Origin of the sequence: Ferrovibrio sp. MS7 (genome assembly GCF_038404985.1) — a bacterium.
In the GTDB taxonomy this organism is placed as follows: domain Bacteria; phylum Pseudomonadota; class Alphaproteobacteria; order Ferrovibrionales; family Ferrovibrionaceae; genus Ferrovibrio; species Ferrovibrio plantarum.
Map to the genome: position 1 here is coordinate 93,512 of NZ_JBBKBA010000003.1, position 15,999 is coordinate 109,510.

At 63.3% G+C, this 15,999-nt stretch carries 18 protein-coding genes and 1 tRNA gene; 5 read left to right on the plus strand and 14 right to left on the minus strand.

Going from position 1 to position 15,999, the window contains the following annotated elements; translation table 11 throughout:
• The gene (locus tag V6B08_RS18690; protein ID WP_341983741.1) at positions 1-573 is read left to right on the plus strand and encodes a urate hydroxylase PuuD; all 573 of its coding nucleotides are present in this window, start codon (positions 1-3) and stop codon (positions 571-573) included.
• A gap of 67 nt (positions 574-640) precedes the next feature.
• On the opposite strand, the gene V6B08_RS18695 is transcribed toward V6B08_RS18690, so the two are convergent.
• The 6 genes from V6B08_RS18695 to V6B08_RS18720 form a co-directional block, all read right to left on the minus strand.
• The gene (locus tag V6B08_RS18695; RefSeq protein ID WP_341983743.1) at positions 641-1,021 is read right to left on the minus strand and encodes an Mth938-like domain-containing protein; all 381 of its coding nucleotides are present in this window, start codon (positions 1,019-1,021) and stop codon (positions 641-643) included.
• A 6-nt stretch (positions 1,022-1,027) separates the two neighbouring features.
• Positions 1,028-1,990: a protein translocase subunit SecF gene (secF, locus tag V6B08_RS18700; RefSeq protein ID WP_341983745.1), complete on the minus strand. Its 963-nt coding sequence runs from the start codon at positions 1,988-1,990 to the stop codon at positions 1,028-1,030.
• Between the two features lie 12 nt (positions 1,991-2,002).
• Positions 2,003-3,625, minus strand: a complete 1,623-nt coding sequence (gene secD / locus V6B08_RS18705) for a protein translocase subunit SecD (protein WP_341983747.1) — start codon at positions 3,623-3,625, stop codon at positions 2,003-2,005.
• Between the two features lie 80 nt (positions 3,626-3,705).
• Positions 3,706-4,044: a preprotein translocase subunit YajC gene (yajC, locus tag V6B08_RS18710; protein WP_341983750.1), complete on the minus strand. Its 339-nt coding sequence runs from the start codon at positions 4,042-4,044 to the stop codon at positions 3,706-3,708.
• 142 nt (positions 4,045-4,186) lie between these two features.
• Positions 4,187-5,497 carry an MFS transporter gene (locus tag V6B08_RS18715; protein WP_341983752.1) on the minus strand — a complete coding sequence of 437 codons (1,311 nt, stop codon included), beginning with the start codon at positions 5,495-5,497 and terminating at the stop codon, positions 4,187-4,189.
• Positions 5,498-5,597: 100 nt separating this feature from the next.
• The gene (locus V6B08_RS18720) at positions 5,598-6,011 is read right to left on the minus strand and encodes a response regulator (protein WP_341983754.1); all 414 of its coding nucleotides are present in this window, start codon (positions 6,009-6,011) and stop codon (positions 5,598-5,600) included.
• A 286-nt stretch (positions 6,012-6,297) separates the two neighbouring features.
• On the opposite strand from V6B08_RS18720, the gene V6B08_RS18725 reads away from it, so the two are divergent.
• The 3 genes from V6B08_RS18725 to V6B08_RS18735 all read left to right on the plus strand — a co-directional run bounded on the left by V6B08_RS18725 (position 6,298) and on the right by V6B08_RS18735 (position 9,517).
• Complete coding sequence (locus V6B08_RS18725) at positions 6,298-7,617, plus strand: ABC transporter substrate-binding protein (RefSeq protein WP_341983755.1); 1,320 nt, start codon at positions 6,298-6,300, stop codon at positions 7,615-7,617.
• Between the two features lie 78 nt (positions 7,618-7,695).
• Complete coding sequence (locus V6B08_RS18730; RefSeq protein WP_341983757.1) at positions 7,696-8,616, plus strand: carbohydrate ABC transporter permease; 921 nt, start codon at positions 7,696-7,698, stop codon at positions 8,614-8,616.
• Positions 8,617-8,620: 4 nt separating this feature from the next.
• Positions 8,621-9,517 carry a carbohydrate ABC transporter permease gene (locus V6B08_RS18735; protein WP_341983759.1) on the plus strand — a complete coding sequence of 299 codons (897 nt, stop codon included), beginning with the start codon at positions 8,621-8,623 and terminating at the stop codon, positions 9,515-9,517.
• A 161-nt stretch (positions 9,518-9,678) separates the two neighbouring features.
• On the opposite strand, the gene V6B08_RS18740 is transcribed toward V6B08_RS18735, so the two are convergent.
• The 3 genes from V6B08_RS18740 to V6B08_RS18750 are packed head-to-tail and all read right to left on the minus strand — an operon-like array spanning position 9,679 to position 12,031.
• Complete coding sequence (locus V6B08_RS18740; RefSeq protein WP_341983761.1) at positions 9,679-10,821, minus strand: cytochrome-c peroxidase; 1,143 nt, start codon at positions 10,819-10,821, stop codon at positions 9,679-9,681.
• Positions 10,818-11,201 carry a hypothetical protein gene (locus tag V6B08_RS18745; protein WP_341983763.1) on the minus strand — a complete coding sequence of 128 codons (384 nt, stop codon included), beginning with the start codon at positions 11,199-11,201 and terminating at the stop codon, positions 10,818-10,820. Before V6B08_RS18745 ends, V6B08_RS18740 begins: the two co-directional genes overlap by 4 nt.
• A complete protein-coding gene (locus tag V6B08_RS18750) occupies positions 11,198-12,031 on the minus strand; it encodes an amidohydrolase family protein (protein ID WP_341983765.1) in 834 nt (277 codons plus the stop codon). The genes V6B08_RS18745 and V6B08_RS18750 overlap by 4 nt, the downstream gene beginning before the upstream one ends.
• 138 nt (positions 12,032-12,169) lie before the next feature.
• On the opposite strand from V6B08_RS18750, the gene V6B08_RS18755 reads away from it, so the two are divergent.
• Positions 12,170-12,667: a PAS domain-containing protein gene (locus V6B08_RS18755; RefSeq protein ID WP_341983766.1), complete on the plus strand. Its 498-nt coding sequence runs from the start codon at positions 12,170-12,172 to the stop codon at positions 12,665-12,667.
• Positions 12,668-12,687: 20 nt separating this feature from the next.
• Here the strand turns inward: V6B08_RS18755 and V6B08_RS18760 are convergent.
• From V6B08_RS18760 to plsX, 5 genes are all read right to left on the minus strand, one after another.
• A tRNA-Pro gene (locus tag V6B08_RS18760) sits at positions 12,688-12,764 on the minus strand.
• Between the two features lie 126 nt (positions 12,765-12,890).
• Positions 12,891-13,418, minus strand: coding sequence for a MerR family transcriptional regulator (locus V6B08_RS18765; RefSeq protein ID WP_341983767.1), 528 nt, complete (start codon positions 13,416-13,418; stop codon positions 12,891-12,893).
• Between the two features lie 35 nt (positions 13,419-13,453).
• Complete coding sequence (locus V6B08_RS18770) at positions 13,454-13,786, minus strand: integration host factor subunit alpha (protein WP_341983770.1); 333 nt, start codon at positions 13,784-13,786, stop codon at positions 13,454-13,456.
• A gap of 133 nt (positions 13,787-13,919) precedes the next feature.
• Positions 13,920-14,891, minus strand: a complete 972-nt coding sequence (locus tag V6B08_RS18775; RefSeq protein WP_341983772.1) for a beta-ketoacyl-ACP synthase III — start codon at positions 14,889-14,891, stop codon at positions 13,920-13,922.
• Positions 14,888-15,994 (minus strand): phosphate acyltransferase PlsX, encoded by a 1,107-nt coding sequence (plsX, locus tag V6B08_RS18780; protein ID WP_341983774.1) that lies wholly within the window; start codon positions 15,992-15,994, stop codon positions 14,888-14,890. Before plsX ends, V6B08_RS18775 begins: the two co-directional genes overlap by 4 nt.
• Positions 15,995-15,999: the final 5 nt, after the last annotated feature.

Here is a 15,999-nt window from a genome sequence, read left to right on the forward strand (position 1 = left end):
ATGGCAAAGATTCTGGAAAATCTCTACAAGGCCCTTGGCGCCGGAATCGTGCTGACGGTTCTGGCCTTCCTGCTGCTGCATCGCAGTGTCGACCATGCCTATGTCGCTTTCTTCGTGCGCTGGCTGCATGTGCTGTCCGGCGTGCTGTGGATCGGCCTGCTGTGGTACTTCAACTTCGTGCAGATCCCGACGATGCCGAAGATCCCGGCCGAACTGAAGCCCGCCGTGGGCAAGTTCATCGCGCCCGAGGCTTTGTTCTGGTTCCGCTGGGCGGCGCTCGCCACCGTGGTCACCGGCCTGCTGCTCTCGGTGCTGAACGGCTATGGCCATGACGCGATGATGCTGAAGGAAGGCACCCGCACCATCGGCATCGGCATGTGGCTCGGCCTGATCATGGCCTTCAATGTCTGGTTCATCATCTGGCCGAATCAGAAGAAGGCGCTCGGCATGGTGCCGGTGGACGATGCCGCCAAGGCCGCCGCCGCGCGCCTCGCCATGCTCACCTCGCGCACCAACTTCATGCTCTCGCTGCCGATGCTCTATTGCATGGTGGCGCAGCAGAATATCGGCTGACGCAAGCCGTTGCATTAAGGGCCGCCGGAGTGATCCGGCGGCCCTTTTTTGTTGTTCCGGATGATGTTCAGGGAATCGGGATCAGGGCCGCAGCTGCCGCGCGGCCTTCCATGATCAGCAGGTTGTAGGTGCGGCAGGCGGCGCCGGTATTCATCGGCTCGATCACGATGCCCTGCTCGCGCAACGCGGCGCGGATCTCGCGCGGCACTGGCGAAATCGAAGCGCCGCAACCCAGCACCAGCAATTCCGGCCTTGTCTCGGCCGCCAGCAGCGGTGCGAAACTTTCGATGGTCATGGCGGCAAGGCTGCCAATGCCCCAGGCCAAGGTGAGGCGCGGCTGCACCAGCACCGGCTCCAGCCAATGTCTGCCAGCGATGCGGAAGCCGCCATCGCCATAGGCGGCGATGGTCTGGCGGTCAGGTGCGACCTGTTGCTTCAGGTCGGCCATGCGGCATCAGCCCTTGGCGGGCTTGCCACCAGCCTGGGGTGGCGCGGTGGGCGCCTCGGTGCCGCGGCGCAGCTTGTTCTCGCCAAGGAACAGCAGGATCGGCGCCGCGATGAAGATCGACGAAGACGTCGCCAGCACGATGCCGAACAGCAGCACGATGGCGAAGCCCTGCACCGCCTCGCCGCCGAACAAAGCCAGCGGGATGGTGGACAGGAAGATCGTCACCGAAGTGTTGATGGTGCGGTTCAGGGTTTCGTTGATGCTCTTGTCGATCAACTCGCGCAGCGGCATCACCTTGTACTTGCGCAAATTCTCGCGCACGCGGTCATATACCACCACCTTGTCGTTGATCGAGAAGCCCATGATGGTGAGCACGGCGGCCACGGCAACGAGATTGAACTGCAGGTCGGTGACGACGTAGAAGCCGACCGTCTTGGTCACGTCGAGCACCAGGGTGACGACGGCACCGACGCCGAACTGCCATTCGAAGCGGAACCAGATATAGGCCAGCATGGCGACCAGCGCCAAGCCCATGGCGATCATGCCGTCCTTGAACAATTCATCCGACACGGACGCGCCGACCGCTTCAACGCGGCGGATTTCGGTGCCGGGATAGCTCTGGTTCAGCGCGGCGCGCACCTTGTCGGCGGCGCGCTGGGCGGCGGCATCGTCGCCTTCCTGGCGGCCGAGACGGATCAGCACATCCTGCGGCGAGCCGAATTCCTGCAATGCAGCCTGGCCCAGATCCAGCTTGTGGATGGCTTCGCGCAAGGCCGGGAAATCGGCCGGCTGCGACAAGCGGGCCTCGATCACGATGCCGCCCTTGAAGTCGATGCCGTAATTCAAGCCGGGATGGAAGAACAGGATTACAGACACCAAGCTCAGGAAGGCGGATACCGCAAGGCCGATGATGCGGCCCTTCATGAACGGGTAGTTGGTGTTGTCCGGGATGAGGCGGAGCTTGTACATGCTATTGCGTCCTTACACCGGCAAAACCGCGACGCGGCGGCGGCGCAGCCAGGTCACCATCATCAGGCGCACCACCACGGTGGCGGTGAACATCGAGGTGATGATGCCGAGCGAGATGGTGACGGCGAAACCCTTCACGGTGCCGGAGCCGAGGGCGTAGAGGATCAGCATCTTGAACAGCGTCGTCAGGTTGGCGTCGACGATGGTGCTGAAGGCGCGCTTGAAGCCCGCCTCCATCGAGGCCATCGGCGATTTGCCGAGCTTGGTTTCCTCGCGGATACGCTCGTTGATCAGCACGTTGGCATCCACCGACATGCCCAGCGTCAACAGCAGACCGGCAATGCCCGGCAGCGTCAGCGTGGCGCCGAGCAGCGACATGGCGGCGAGCGTGAGCAGCAGGTTGGCGATCAGCGCGATATCGGCGAAGAAGCCGAACAGGCCATAGGCCAGCACCATATAGACCATGACCAGTACGGCGGCGACGGCAATCGAGATCAAGCCGGCGCGGATCGAGTCAGCGCCGAGATCGGGACCGACGGTGCGTTCCTCCACCACCTTCAGCGGTGCTGGCAGCGCACCGGCGCGCAGCAGCACAGCCAGGTCGGAGGCCGAAGCGAATGTGAAGTTGCCGCTGATCTGGCCCGAGCCGCCAAGGATGGGCTCGTTGATGCGCGGCGCGGTCAGTACCTTGTTGTCGAGCACGATGGCGAACGGCATGCCGACATTCGCCTGGGTGATTTCGGCGAAGCGCTTGGCGCCGGCGGTGCTGAAACGGAAATTGACGATCGGCTGGCCGGAACGCTGATCGGTGCCGGCCTGGGCATCCACCAGCTGGTCGCCCGCCACTTCGATCTTGCGCTTGACCACGAAACGCACCGGGCGGCCGGTGCCGTCACGGTCCTTGTCGGATTCCAGGATCATCGAGCCGGCCGGCGCCACGGTAGCGTTGCTGTCGGCGCTCATGTCCAGCAGGTGGAAGGTCAACTTGGCGGTCTGGCCCACCAGGGTCTTGATGCGCTGCGGATCGTCGATGCCGGGCAACTGCACCAGGATACGGTCGCGGCCCTGGATCTGGATGGTGGGTTCGTTGACGCCGAACTGGTCGATACGGCGGCGCACGATTTCCATCGACTGGGTGACGGCGGCGCGGGCGCGTTCCTGGATCGCGGCTTCCGACAGCACCATGCGCACGGCATTGCCTTCAGGCGCGACTTCCACGGTCATGTCGAGCTGGCCGCCGCCGAAGCCGATCAGGCTCGACTGCACCGGCTGCGCCAGCTTCTGCAGCAATTCGCGCACGCGCGGCGCGGTGCTGGGATCAGGCAGGCGCACGGTCACGGTGTTGGTGCCGGTAGCGGCGATGCCGGTATAGCGCATGTTGGCGCTGCGCAATTCGGAACGGGCGCCGTCCACCAGCGCCTCGAGCCGCTCGCGCAGCACGGTATTGGTATCGACTTCCAGCAGCAGATGGGCGCCACCGCGCAGGTCGAGGCCGAGATTGACCTGATGCGTCGGGATCCAGGACGGCAGTTTGTTCAACTGTTCGCGGGTGAACAGGTTGGGCAGGCTCAGCAGCAACCCGGCCAGGCAGACCAGGATGATGGACCAAACTTTCCACGGTGCGAAATAAAGCATGTCGGTCTGCCCCTGCCCTCACGCATTAAGAGGGACTGGATCGGGCCGGCGACAAGGCCGGCCCGAGAGTATTTTTACGGTTACTTGGAATCGGCCTCGTCATCGCCGGCGCCCTTCGAGCGCACTTCGGCGATGGTGGACTTGACCACCTTGATCTTGACGCCTTCGGCGATCTCAAGCTGGACCAGGCCGTCTTCCTGCACCTTGGCAACCTTGCCAACGATGCCGCCGGAGGTGGTAACGACGTCGCCGCGGCGCACCGCCTCGATCATTGCCTTGTGTTCCTTGGCGCGCTTCTGCTGCGGCCGGATCAGCAGGAAATAGAACACCACGAAAATCAGCACTATCGGCAGGAACTGCGTAGCCATGTCGGCGATACCACCACCAGCGGCCTGCGCGTAGGCTTCAGAAATCAGCATTTGTCGCTCCCCAAGGTTCAGCAAAACCGCCCGTCAGAATCCCTGTCCGGGACCCTGGCGGCGGCGCGAGAGCGGGACTATAGCCGCGCCTGCCCTGATTGCAAGGAGCGGGGCGATGGAACTGTAGACATAGGAAGAACAATCAGGAACGTCCCGGCACCTTTCGCACTTTGCGCGGTGCCGCAAGCCATACCGCCCCGGCAGCCACCACGCAGCCGAGAATCGCCACCAGGAACGCCAGCCGATAGCTGCCTGTGGCATCGTGAATGACGCCGGTAAGCCAGGGGCCGGCAGCACCACCGGCGATCAGCGCCACGGTGATGCTGCCGAAGATGGCGCCGTAATGCGGGCCCTCGAAAATCTCCGCCACGATAGGGCCCATCACCGAGGTGGCGGCATAGCCGAGCAACCCCTGGGCGGCGACCATGATATAAAGCAGCGGCAGGTTCGGCCCCTGCTCCAGCGCGATCAGGGCGGCATAGCTGATGGCGAAGCCGAGACAGGCCAGGGCCCAGACCAGCTCGCGGCCATGGCGGTCCGACAGCCAGCCGAGCAGCACCTGCCCCGGAATGGCGACAATGGCGACCACGCCGAGCGCCCAGGCCGCCGTGAGCGGCGCGAAGCCGATTTCGATGAGATACTTGGTCTGGTGTACCTGCACGGCATACCAAGCGAAGGTCATCCAGAAAAACGCCAGGGCGAGCCACCAGAAGCGCGCCGTGCGCAAGGCCCGCGCCAGGGTCCAGTCCTGCGCCGCCCAGTCGGGATCGACGATATTGCCGCGTTTCGGCGCCGCCTGCCCTGTATTCCCCTGGGTGTCGCCATCCGGCTGCAGGCCGATATCCTGCGGGCGGCGGCGCAGAAACGGCACCAGCGGGCCAATCAGTACCAGCACCAGCAGGCCGGTGACGGTGCAGGAGGCACGCCAGCCCTGGCTCTGGATGATGCTTTGCAGCCAGGGCAGCAGCAACACGGCACCGATGCCGGCGCCGGCGAAGGCAATGCTGATTGCCAGCGCCCGACGGCGCAGGAACCAGTTCGGCAGGAACAGCGAATGGGCCGTATAGGTGGCAAGGTTGGCGCCACCGCCGACCAGTACGCCGAGGGTGGCATAGAACTGCCATGGTGCGCTGATATAAGGTGCCAGCAATTGCCCGGCCGCCATCAGCACCACGCCGGCACCGATCACCAGCCGGGGGCCATGCCGGTCCATCAGCTTGCCCGCCAGCGGGCTGATCAGGGCGGAAACCAGGAAGCCGAAGGAAAAGGCGCCGGCGGCCAGGCCACGATCCCAGCCGAATTCATCGATCAGCGGCGGCAACAGCAATGAGAAGGCTGTGCGGGCGGTGACCGCCACGGCCATGGTGACGAAGGCGACCGCGATCACCACCCAGCCATAATAGAAGGGCAGCCGCGCCGGCCAGGGTAGCTGGGGCCTTGTTTCTGATGGCATGGCCGATTCCCTTCCCGCCCAGACATATATTGCCCTGCGCCCCTGCATTCTTTCGGGGACTGGGAGCCGGATCAATTACCAGCCAGGTAATAGCGCAGGATCAGAGGCGGAAGCGCAGCACGTATTTGATGCGGTCGAGGATGGCCTCCGGCGTCATCGGCTTCACCAGATAGCCGTTCACGCCCAGGCTCTTGAGCCGGATCACGGCATCGGCGTTGGCCGAACCCGTGAGCATGATGATCGGTGTATCGCGGTAATATTGCCGGGATTTGCGTACCTTCTCGACGAAGGCAAAGCCATCCATTTTCGGCATCGCCAGGTCGCAGATCACCAGATCAATCGGGCTGCGGGTGGTTTCCAGGATGTCGAGCGCCTCGGTGCCGTCCATCGCCTGGCGGATATTGCTGAAGCCCAGTTCTTCCAGGATGTCGACATTGACGCGGCGGGCATGCGCTTCGTCCTCGACAATCAGGATGCGGCGGCTGGACAACTCGGCAGGCAGTGGGGTCGGCATGGCTTCCGCTTACAACGACACAGCTATCACTGGCAAGGGGAGTCCGATGCTGCAATCGGCAGGCATTAGCCCGCTGACAGTGTTATCAACCATTTTACTAAAAATGCTGCCCGAGCGTGGTGCATAATTTACTGAATTGGCAACCGGAAACGGTTTGCATGAGGCTGCGCGGCTGCTATCTTATATTTCAGTTGCGCGCGGCACGCACCGCGTCCCAGCCGGTAAAAGGCCAGCATAAGGCCCGAGTTCGAGGAAACGTAAACCGCAACACCCGAGGAGGATACCTATGACTAATTTCACCAGGCGCGACGTCATCAAGACCACGCTGGGCGCCGGCGCCGCCGTCGCCGCATCGGGCGCCGGCCTGCTTACCCCGGTTGAAGCCGCCGCCCAGGCCGCTGATGTCGAAAAGGGCGCCAAGCTGCGCATGCTGCGCTGGAGCCAGTTCGTTCAGGGCGATATCGACACCTGGATGGCCAACACCAAGAAGTTCACCGAACTGACCGGCGTCGAAGTCCGCGTCGACCGCGAAGCTTGGCCGGACGTGGCCCCGAAGGCCTCGGTGGCCGCCAATGTCGGCGCCGGCCCGGACATGGTGCTCGACTTCTTCGACGTGCCGCACCTGTTTGCCGACAAGCTGGTGCCGCTCACCGATATCGCCACCGACCTCGGCAAGAAGTATGGCGGCTGGTTCCCGGTGGCCGAGAAGTATGCCAAGCGCGGCAATACCTGGATCGGCCTGCCGCTCGGCGCTGCCGGCGCCTGCATGGTCTATCGCAAGAGCCATGTCGACGCTGCCGGCTTCTCCACCTTCCCGAAGGACACTGCCGGTTTCCTCGAACTCTGCAAGGCGCTGCATGCCAAGGGCACGCCGGCGGGCTTCGCGCTCGGCAATGCCGTGGGCGACGGTTCCTGGACCTACTGGCTGATGTGGGCCTTCGGCGGCAAGATGGTCGACGACAAGAACAATGTCGTCATCAACAGCCCCGAGACGATCAAGGCGCTGGAATATGCCCGGCAGCTTTATCCGACCTTCATCAGCGGCACGATGGGCTGGCTTGATCCGAACAACAACAAGGCCTTCCTCGACGGCCAGATCAGCCTGACCAACAACGGCATCTCGGTCTACTACGCGGCGAAGAACTCGCAGGACCCGAAGATCAAGGAACTGGCTGACGATATCCAGCATGCCAACTTCCCGATCGGTCCGGTCGGTCGCCCGACCGAGCTGCATCTGTTCAGCCAGGCTTATCTGTTCAAGTACTGCAAGTTCCCGAAGGCGGCGAAGGCCTACCTGAAGTTCATGTGGGAGAAGGAGCAGTACGAGCCGTGGCAGACCGCCTCGATCGGCTACATCACGCACGCGCTGAAGGATTACGAGAACAACGCGGTGTGGAAGTCGGATCCGAAGAACCTGCCCTACCGCGACACGGTGAAGAACATGCTGTGGCATGGCTATTCCGGCCAGCTCGGCTATTCCTCGGCCGCCGCGCTGAACGACTACATCGTCAACAACATGGTGGCGCAGGCCGCCTCCGGCGCCAAGACGCCGCAGGAAGCCGTCGCCGAGGCCGAGAAGCGCCTGCTGCGCGTCTACAAGGTCTAGTCAAGGATTGGGGCCGGGTGGTTCGCCGCCCGGCCCTGCCCTCTTCCATTCCCGTTCAGCTTTGTTGATGGCCGCCGCATGAGCATTGCAATCAGGCGCGCTTCCCTGTGGGAGCGTATTGCCGAAAACCGCACCTTCCTGTCGATCGTGTTCATGGCACCAGCGGCGGCTTTGCTGTTGCTGTTCCTTACCTACCCGCTGGGCTTGGGCATCTGGCTCGGTTTCACGGATACCAAGATCGGCCGTGGCGGCTATTTCATCGGCTTCGAGAATTATATTTCGCTGCTCGGCGACAGCATCTTCATGCTCTCGGTGTTCAACACCGTGCTCTATACCGTGGTTGCCACCGTGATCAAATTCGGCCTCGGCCTGTGGCTGGCCTTGCTGCTGAACAAGCATATGCCGTTCAAATCGATCATCCGCGCCGTGGTGCTGCTGCCCTATATCGTGCCCACCGTGCTGTCGGCGATTGCCTTCTGGTGGATTTACGATTCCCAGTTCTCGATCATCTCCTGGGGGTTGACCAAGCTGGGGCTAATCAACAGCTATATCGAATTCCTCGGCGAGCCGAACAACGCGCGTGCCTCGGTCATCGCCGCCAATATTTGGCGCGGCATTCCCTTCGTGGCGATCTGCTTGCTCGCAGGCCTGCAGACGATTTCGCCGAGCCTGTATGAGGCGGCTGCGCTTGATGGTGCGACGTCATGGCAGCGTTTCCGCTATGTCACGGTGCCGAACCTGCTGCCGGTGTTGAGTATCGTGCTCACCTTCTCGATCCTGTTCACCTTCACCGACTTCCAGCTCATCTACGCCATCACCCGCGGCGGTCCGGCCAATGCCACACATCTCATGGCAACGCTGGCCTTCCAGCGCGGCATCAATGGCGGCGCGCTTGGCGAGGGCGCAGCCATCGCGGTGGCGATGATCCCGTTCCTCGTCCTCTCGACAGCGCTGTGTTACTTCGGGCTGCAGCGGCAGAAATGGCAGCAGGGGAGCTGAACCGATGAGCGACGCAACCGCCAATTCCGCCGCCGGCGCCGATAACCGCGAAGGTATGAGCTATCTGGAAACACTGCCGCGCCAAGTGGTGGTGCTGTGGATTCCGCTGCTGATTTTCCTGTTCGTGCTGCTGTTCCCGTTCTACTGGATGGGCCTCACGACGTTCAAACCGAACAGCGAATTGCTGAACTACCGCGATCACAATCCGCTCTGGGTGCTGAAGCCGACCTTCGACAATATTCGCAAGTTGCTGTTCGACACGCCCTATCCCGAATGGTTGCTCACCACCATGGTGGTGGCGGTGGTCGCCACCGCATTGTCGTTGTTCGCCTCCGTGCTCGCCGCCTATGCCATCGAACGCCTGCGCTTCAAGGGGGCTCAGGGCGTCGGCATGGCGATCTTCCTCGCCTACTTGGTGCCGCCGAGCATCCTGTTCATCCCGCTCGCCACCATGATCTACAATCTCGGGCTCTACGACAGCATGTGGGCCCTGATCCTCACCTACCCCACCTTCCTGATTCCGTTCTGCACCTGGCTGCTGATCGGTTATTTCAAGTCGATCCCGTTCGAGCTTGAGGAATGCGCGCTGATCGATGGCGCCTCGCGGGTGCAGATTCTGATCAAGATCGTGCTGCCGCTGGCGGTGCCGGGCCTGATCTCGGCCGGCATCTTTGCCTTCACGCTGTCGTGGAATGAATTCATCTACGCGCTGGCCTTCATCTCGTCATCCGAGAACAAGACCGTGCCGGTCGGCGTGCTGACCGAACTGGTGGAAGGTGATGTCTACCACTGGGGCTCGCTGATGGCCGGTGCGCTGTTCGGCTCGCTGCCGGTGGCGATCCTCTATTCCTTCTTCGTCGACTACTACGTCGCGTCGATGACTGGTGCGGTGAAGGAATAAGACTCCGACTTGTCGCCCTCGCGAAAGCGAGGGGGGCCATTAAATCGGCCATCTTCCCCATAAAGCATGAGACCGCCGGGTCGAGCCCGGCGGTGACGAGTCCAAAGTATAGTCGTCATGCGCGGACTTCGTCCGCGCATCTCATATCGCAATATGATGCCTCAGGGTATACACGCCGCCAGGGGCGCCGGCTCGGCGGGTGAAGGTCCGCTTAAAGCCTCCAGGAAAGCCACTAACGCGTCGATCTCGTCGTTGCCGAGGAACAGTGGCTTGAGCAGTCGCTCGCCATCGGCATGCAGCCGTTCCTCGTTCAGCTCGGAGTAATGCCGCACTACGTCGCGTAACGTGGCGCGGCTGCCGTTATGCATGTAGGGCGCGGTGCCGACGAGGTTGCGCAAACTCGGCACGCGGAATTCGCCCCAGTTCCGGTGCAGCAGCGTGACATGCCGTGTGGTCACGGACTCGCGCGCCGGGTCGTCGCTGAACGGCCCCAGCCTGGTGAGCTTGCTCTCGCTTAAACGCCGCAGGCCGAGATGGCGGCCGGGATCGACCAGGCCAGGCCGCACCATGTATGGCACGCCGATATCGTGGAATTCGCGGTTGGTGAAGCCGGGCCCGATATGGCAGATGGCGCATTGCCCCTTGCCGACGAACAGTTTGGCGCCTTGCTGCGCGGCTTCGCTCAGGTTTGGCGTGCGATTGGCGGCAAGATCATCGCGGAAGGCATCGAACGGCGCCGGGCCGCTTATCAGCGTTTCCTGAAACGCAGCAAGCGCCTTCGATGCCATCACCGCCACCGCATCGTCATCGGCCTCGGGCACCGCGCCTGTAGCGGCCCGGTAGCGGCAGCGTAAATCCGCATCGCTGCGGATGTGATCAGCGATCAGCTTCGGCGTTGCCGCCATCTCGGCCGCCGAGAGCATCGGCCGCAAACTCTGGGACCACAGGTTATCCTGCGCGCCATCCCAGCCGAACCAGCGGTTCCAGCGGATATCGAGCAAGCTCGGCACATTGCGCAGGAATTCGCCGCGCCCTTTCTCATTGTCGCTATAGCGCCGCGCCGGCTGATGGCAGGTGGCGCAGCTCATGTCGCCCTTGGCCGAGAGGCGCGGATCGAAGAACAGTGCCTGACCGAATGCGATGGCGGCCTGATTGCCGGAAAGCCGGTTGCTGTCGTCGCGCTCAAGCGGCAACGGCCAGGGGCCATGGCGCAGCAAAGCGGCGCGTTCCTCCGGCGTGAACTCAGCGGCGATAGCGCCCGCCGGCAGCGCCAGCAGCAGCAAAACCGCCAGCAGCCGGATCATGGCGCCTGATAATTCGCGGTGAGCCGCGTCAGCTTGCCGGCAGGGTTCGTCACCTCGAAGACGAATTCCCAGACGCCCGGCATATGCAGCACCAGGCCCTCGGCGCGGAAGCGGCCTTCGCCGCTGGCGCGGATGCTGGGCTGGTAATTCATGCCATGACGATGTGCCGGCATATGGGCATCGACGCTGAGGCGCGGTGCTGCCGGGCAGACCGCCAGTTCAAGCGCGAAAGGCGCGCCGGTGACAATCTTCGCCGGCTCGCTTTTCCACGCCACCGTCACGCCGTCGCGCGTTGTCTTGCTGGCGGTTTCGAAACCCGGCAGGCAGGCCCAGGCACTGCCGGGCAACAGCAGCAGCAGACCAAGCAGCAGCGGTTTCATTGGCCGGCGTAGAGCTTGGCGAAAATCGCATCGCCATTGCGGTAGGCGATTTTCTCGGCCACATCCTGCGGCAGATCGGCGAGCCAGCCGCGCGAATACTTGGCGTGCTCGGTGACGTAGTACCAGCGTTCCGGCGTGAAGGTGTCGGTGCCGACCAGGAAGCGGTCGGCGTGTTTCAGGAATACCGGACGCCAGGCTTCGGACACCTTGTTATTGGAGGCCTGATCGTTGCGGAACGCCAGATCGGCCCACAGCGCCTTGTGCTTTTCCAGCATCAGAGCCACCGCTTCCGGGCGGTCGAAGCCGGAATGCGCCCACAGGATGCGCGCCTCCGGCCATTGTTTGAACACGCGGTCCACCGCTTCGGCATCGCCATGCAGATGCAGGAACAGGCCGTGCTGCTTGGCCAGTTGCACCATGCGGCGCACCACCGGCAGATCTGCATCGGCGCCATAGACATGGAATTCGCCGATGGCGACATAGCGGTATTGCTTCAGCCGGCTTTCCAGATACTCGATCACGGTGTCGTCGCGAACCCAGGTCGAGATGTCGCTGCGCTTGCGATAGGGCCGCAGCACCGGGATGACGATATCGGGTGCCAGACGATGCAGTTTCTGGGTGCCTTCGTCATTCGACGACGACACCATGGCGCGGCGCAGGCCGGCATCGCGCAGGATCTTCACCGCTTGCTCTGGCGGCACCACATCCCAGGCATCATGGCTGTAATGCAAATGGGCATCGAAGATCGGCAGGTCGGCGGCATGCGCGGCTTCGGGCCGCAGCAGCAGACTGGCAGCTACTATGCTGAAAAGCGCCAGGGCGCGCCGCATCGGAACCTCCTCAGATTGCAACAGGACAATAGGCCGCACAGCCTATGGGAAGGAACAGAATAATCCGGGGAGACATATCGGCAGGAACACAATTTTGTTAGAAAGCGCGGCTTTTGAAACTTGGCTAGACTGCCTTCCATGCATCCGAACCTGCAGCGCCTGAACGAGCTGCGCGGCACCGCCCGCCACACGCTGATGCAGCGTTTTCTCGATGTTGCGATCGCGCTGCATCCGCAGGAAAGGTTGCCGCCGCGCGCCGCGCTGAATCCCCTGGCGGTCGCCGATCTACTGCCGCATCTGGTGTTGACCCGGGTTGAATATGCAACCGGCAAGTCGCGCTTCAAGCTGACGGTGATCGGCGAACAGACCAACAGCGCGCTCGGGCTCAAGCTGGCGAACCGCTACATGGACGAAGCCCAGGCCACCGACATGCCGAGCCTGCAATACCCGATTGCCGACCGCGAGGACGTGGTGCGCGAGGGATTGGCGCTCTACCGCTACGGCCCGCCGCGCCTGGAATACCGAGCTAACTTCGCCACCATCGAACTCTGCCATACGCCGATGGCCGATGATGGTACCACGGTCAGCCATATCCTCTCCCTCACGGTGTTCGAGGGATTGACGGCAGCGCGCTGATTTTCATGGTGGGGAAGTATTGGTCGGAGCGGCGGGATTTGAACCCACGACCCCTTGCCCCCCAGGCAAGTGCGCTACCAGACTGCGCTACGCTCCGACCGTGTTCAGGGCGCCTGGCCAGATAAGCAGGCGGCACCCCGAAACGGCGCGCACTATAGCCACGCCCTCCCCCCGGCGCAACCACGCGGGGGCTGCGGAATTGCCTGGTTAGGGCTGCGGAATTTCAGCGATTCTGGCGCGCGGCGAGTTCGGCGCGCAGGCCTTCCAGATCGGCCAGGGTGGCCTTCACCACGGCCTTCAGGCCGCTCATGTCCTGCAGCAGGTCGAACGGCATCGAAACCTGGCGCAGATCGTCGGAATGCAGCTTCTTCGCGGCCTTCTCGGCGGCTTTCTCAGACGCCTTATCGGGCTTGGCGGCTTCGGCAGCAGGCTTCTTGCCAGTGGCACGGGCGCGCACGGCCTGCGCCAGCCCACCTTCGCGCAGCAGTTTCTGCACGCCGCGGATGGTGTAGCCCTGGTCATGCAGCAGGCTGCGGATCTCGCGCAGCAATTCGATGTCTTCCACGCGGTAATAGCGCCGGCCGCCATTCCGCTTCACCGGGCGGACCTGATGGAACTTCTTTTCCCAGAACCGCAGCACATGCTGCGCCACGCCGAGGCTATCGGCGACCTCGCCAATAGTACGGAAAGCGCTGGCGGCCTTGGCGGCCTCCGCGCGGCTCCGCTTGGATGTGGACTCGGCTTCCGCCACGCTGAACGGCCTCTACTGGTGGGCTACAGGGCTGCTTAGCCCGCTGCCGGCGGCGGCGCCTTCTTGGCGGAATGCATGCCGGCGTTGATCTTTTCCTTCAGCACATGGCTGGCACGGAACACCAGCACCTTGCGCGGATCGATCGGCACTTCCTGGCCGGTCTTGGGGTTGCGCCCCATGCGGCCGCCCTTCGAGCGCACCTGGAAGGTGCCGAAGGAGGAAATCTTCACCATGTTGTCAGCGATGAGGCTTTCGATGATTTCGTTGAGCACGGTCTCAACCAGGGTGGCGGATTCGCTGCGCGACAACCCGACCTCCTGATAGATCGCCTCTGCCAATTGCGCGCGCGTCAGCGTGTTGTCTGCCATCCGCCGCCCCCTCTTCTGCAATTTATCTTGGCGTGACGCTAACTTAACCAGGATATAGCGTCAATGGGGCGAACGCCGAATCGGGCCGGAAAAGTCGGGCCTGGAACTATTCTGGGGGGCTAAATCGGGGCGATTACCAGCGTACCAGGGCGCTGCCCCAGGTGAACCCGCCGCCCATGGCCTCCATCAGCACCACGTCGCCGCGCTTGATGCGGCCATCGGCCACCGCCTCGCACAGCGCCAGCGGCACCGAAGCGGCCGAGGTATTGCCGTGGTGATCCACGGTCAACACCACCTTCTCGGTGGTCATGCCGAGTTTCTTGGCGGTGCCGTCGATGATGCGCTTGTTGGCCTGATGCGGCACCAGCCAGTCGATCTGATCGGCCGTCATGTTCACGGCGGCCAGGGTTTCCTTCACCACGTCGGACAGGTTCACCACGGCGTGGCGGAACACTTCCTTGCCCAGCATCTTGAGATGGCCGGTGGTCTGGGTGGAGGACGGGCCGCCATCGACATAGAGCATGTCGTGGTAGCGGCCATCGGAATGCAGATGCGTGGTCAGCACGCCGCGATCCATGGTGTCGCCGGCGCCTTCTTCGGCGCGCAGCACCAGGGCGCCGGCGCCATCGGCGAACAGCACGCAGGTGGTGCGGTCGGTCCAGTCGATGATGCGCGAGAAGGTCTCGGCGCCGATCACCAGCGCGGTCTTGAACTGGCCCGCCTTGAGGAAATTATCCGCCGTGGCCATGGCGTAGATGAAGCCGGAGCACACCGCCTGCACGTCGAAGGCGGCGCCATGGGTCAGGCCAAGGGCGTGCTGTACACGGCACGCCGTGGCGGGAAAGGTCTCGTCCGGCGTCGCGGTGGCCAGTACGATCAGGTCGATCTCGCTGGCCTGGATACCGGCATGTTGAATGGCACGCTCCGCGGCCTTGATGGCGAGGTCGGAAGTCTTCTCACCCTCTGCGGCGATATGGCGCTGGCGGATACCGCTGCGTTCGACGATCCATTCGTCGGAAGTGTCCACCATCGTCGCCAGTTCGGCATTGGTCAGGATACGCTCGGGCAAATAGCTGCCGCAGCCGATAACGACGGAACGAATCATGGAGCCTCCGCGACGGCGGCGGGCGCGGTATCGGAAGCGGCGTCCTTGCCATTGCTACTGGTGCTGGGTGAATTAAGGGCTTCGGCGAAGGCGCCGGAGAAATCGGCACGGATACGCTCGATCAGGCGATCCTGCGCCATGTCGACGGCAACCTCAAGCGCGGCGGCGAAGCCGACTTCATCGGTACCACCGTGGCTTTTCACCACGATGCCGTTGAGGCCAAGCATCACCGCGCCATTGTAGAAGCGAGGATCCATGCGCGATTTCAGCATCTGCAGGCCGGAATAGGCCAGCAGGTAGCCGAGTTTGGTGAGCAGCGAGCGCTGGAAGGCCGAGCGCAGCAGCGTGCCCATCAGCTTGGCGGTGCCTTCGGCGGTCTTCAGTGCGACATTGCCGGTGAAGCCATCGGTGACCACCACATCGGTTTCGCCCTTGGTGATGTCGTCACCCTCGACGAAGCCGGTGAATTCAAACGGCGGATTGGGCACGGCGCGCAGCAGATCGGCGGCATCGCGCACCGCGCCGTTGCCCTTCAATTCCTCGGTGCCGATATTCAGCAGGCCGACGCGCGGGCGATGCCGGCCAAGTGCCGAATGCGCCAGGTTGGCGCCCATCACCGCGAACTGCACCAGGTTGCGGCTGTCGCAATCGACATTGGCGCCAAGGTCGAGCATCACGGTCTCGCCCTTCATCGTCGGGATGAAGGAGGCCAGCGCCGGCCGTTCGATGCCGGGCAGCGTGCGCAGCACCAGCTTGGCCATCGCCATCAGCGCGCCGGTATTGCCCGCCGACACCACGGCCTGGGCCTCGCCCTTTGCCACGGCATCGATGGCAAGACGCATCGAGGTGTTGCGGCCACGGCGCAGCGCCTGGCTCGGCTTATCCTCGCTGCCCACCTTCTCGGACGTGTGGCGCAGTTCAGAACGGTCGCGGAGCTGGGGAAATTTGCGCAGCAAAGGTTCCACCTGTTCGGCATCGCCGAACAGGATGAATCTCACCTGCGGAAAACGCGGAAGTATTGCCGCGGCGCCCTTGATGACCATATCGGGGGCGTAATCGCCGCCCATGGCATCCAGCGCCAGGGTCAGGGTTGGTAGCGTCACAAGCG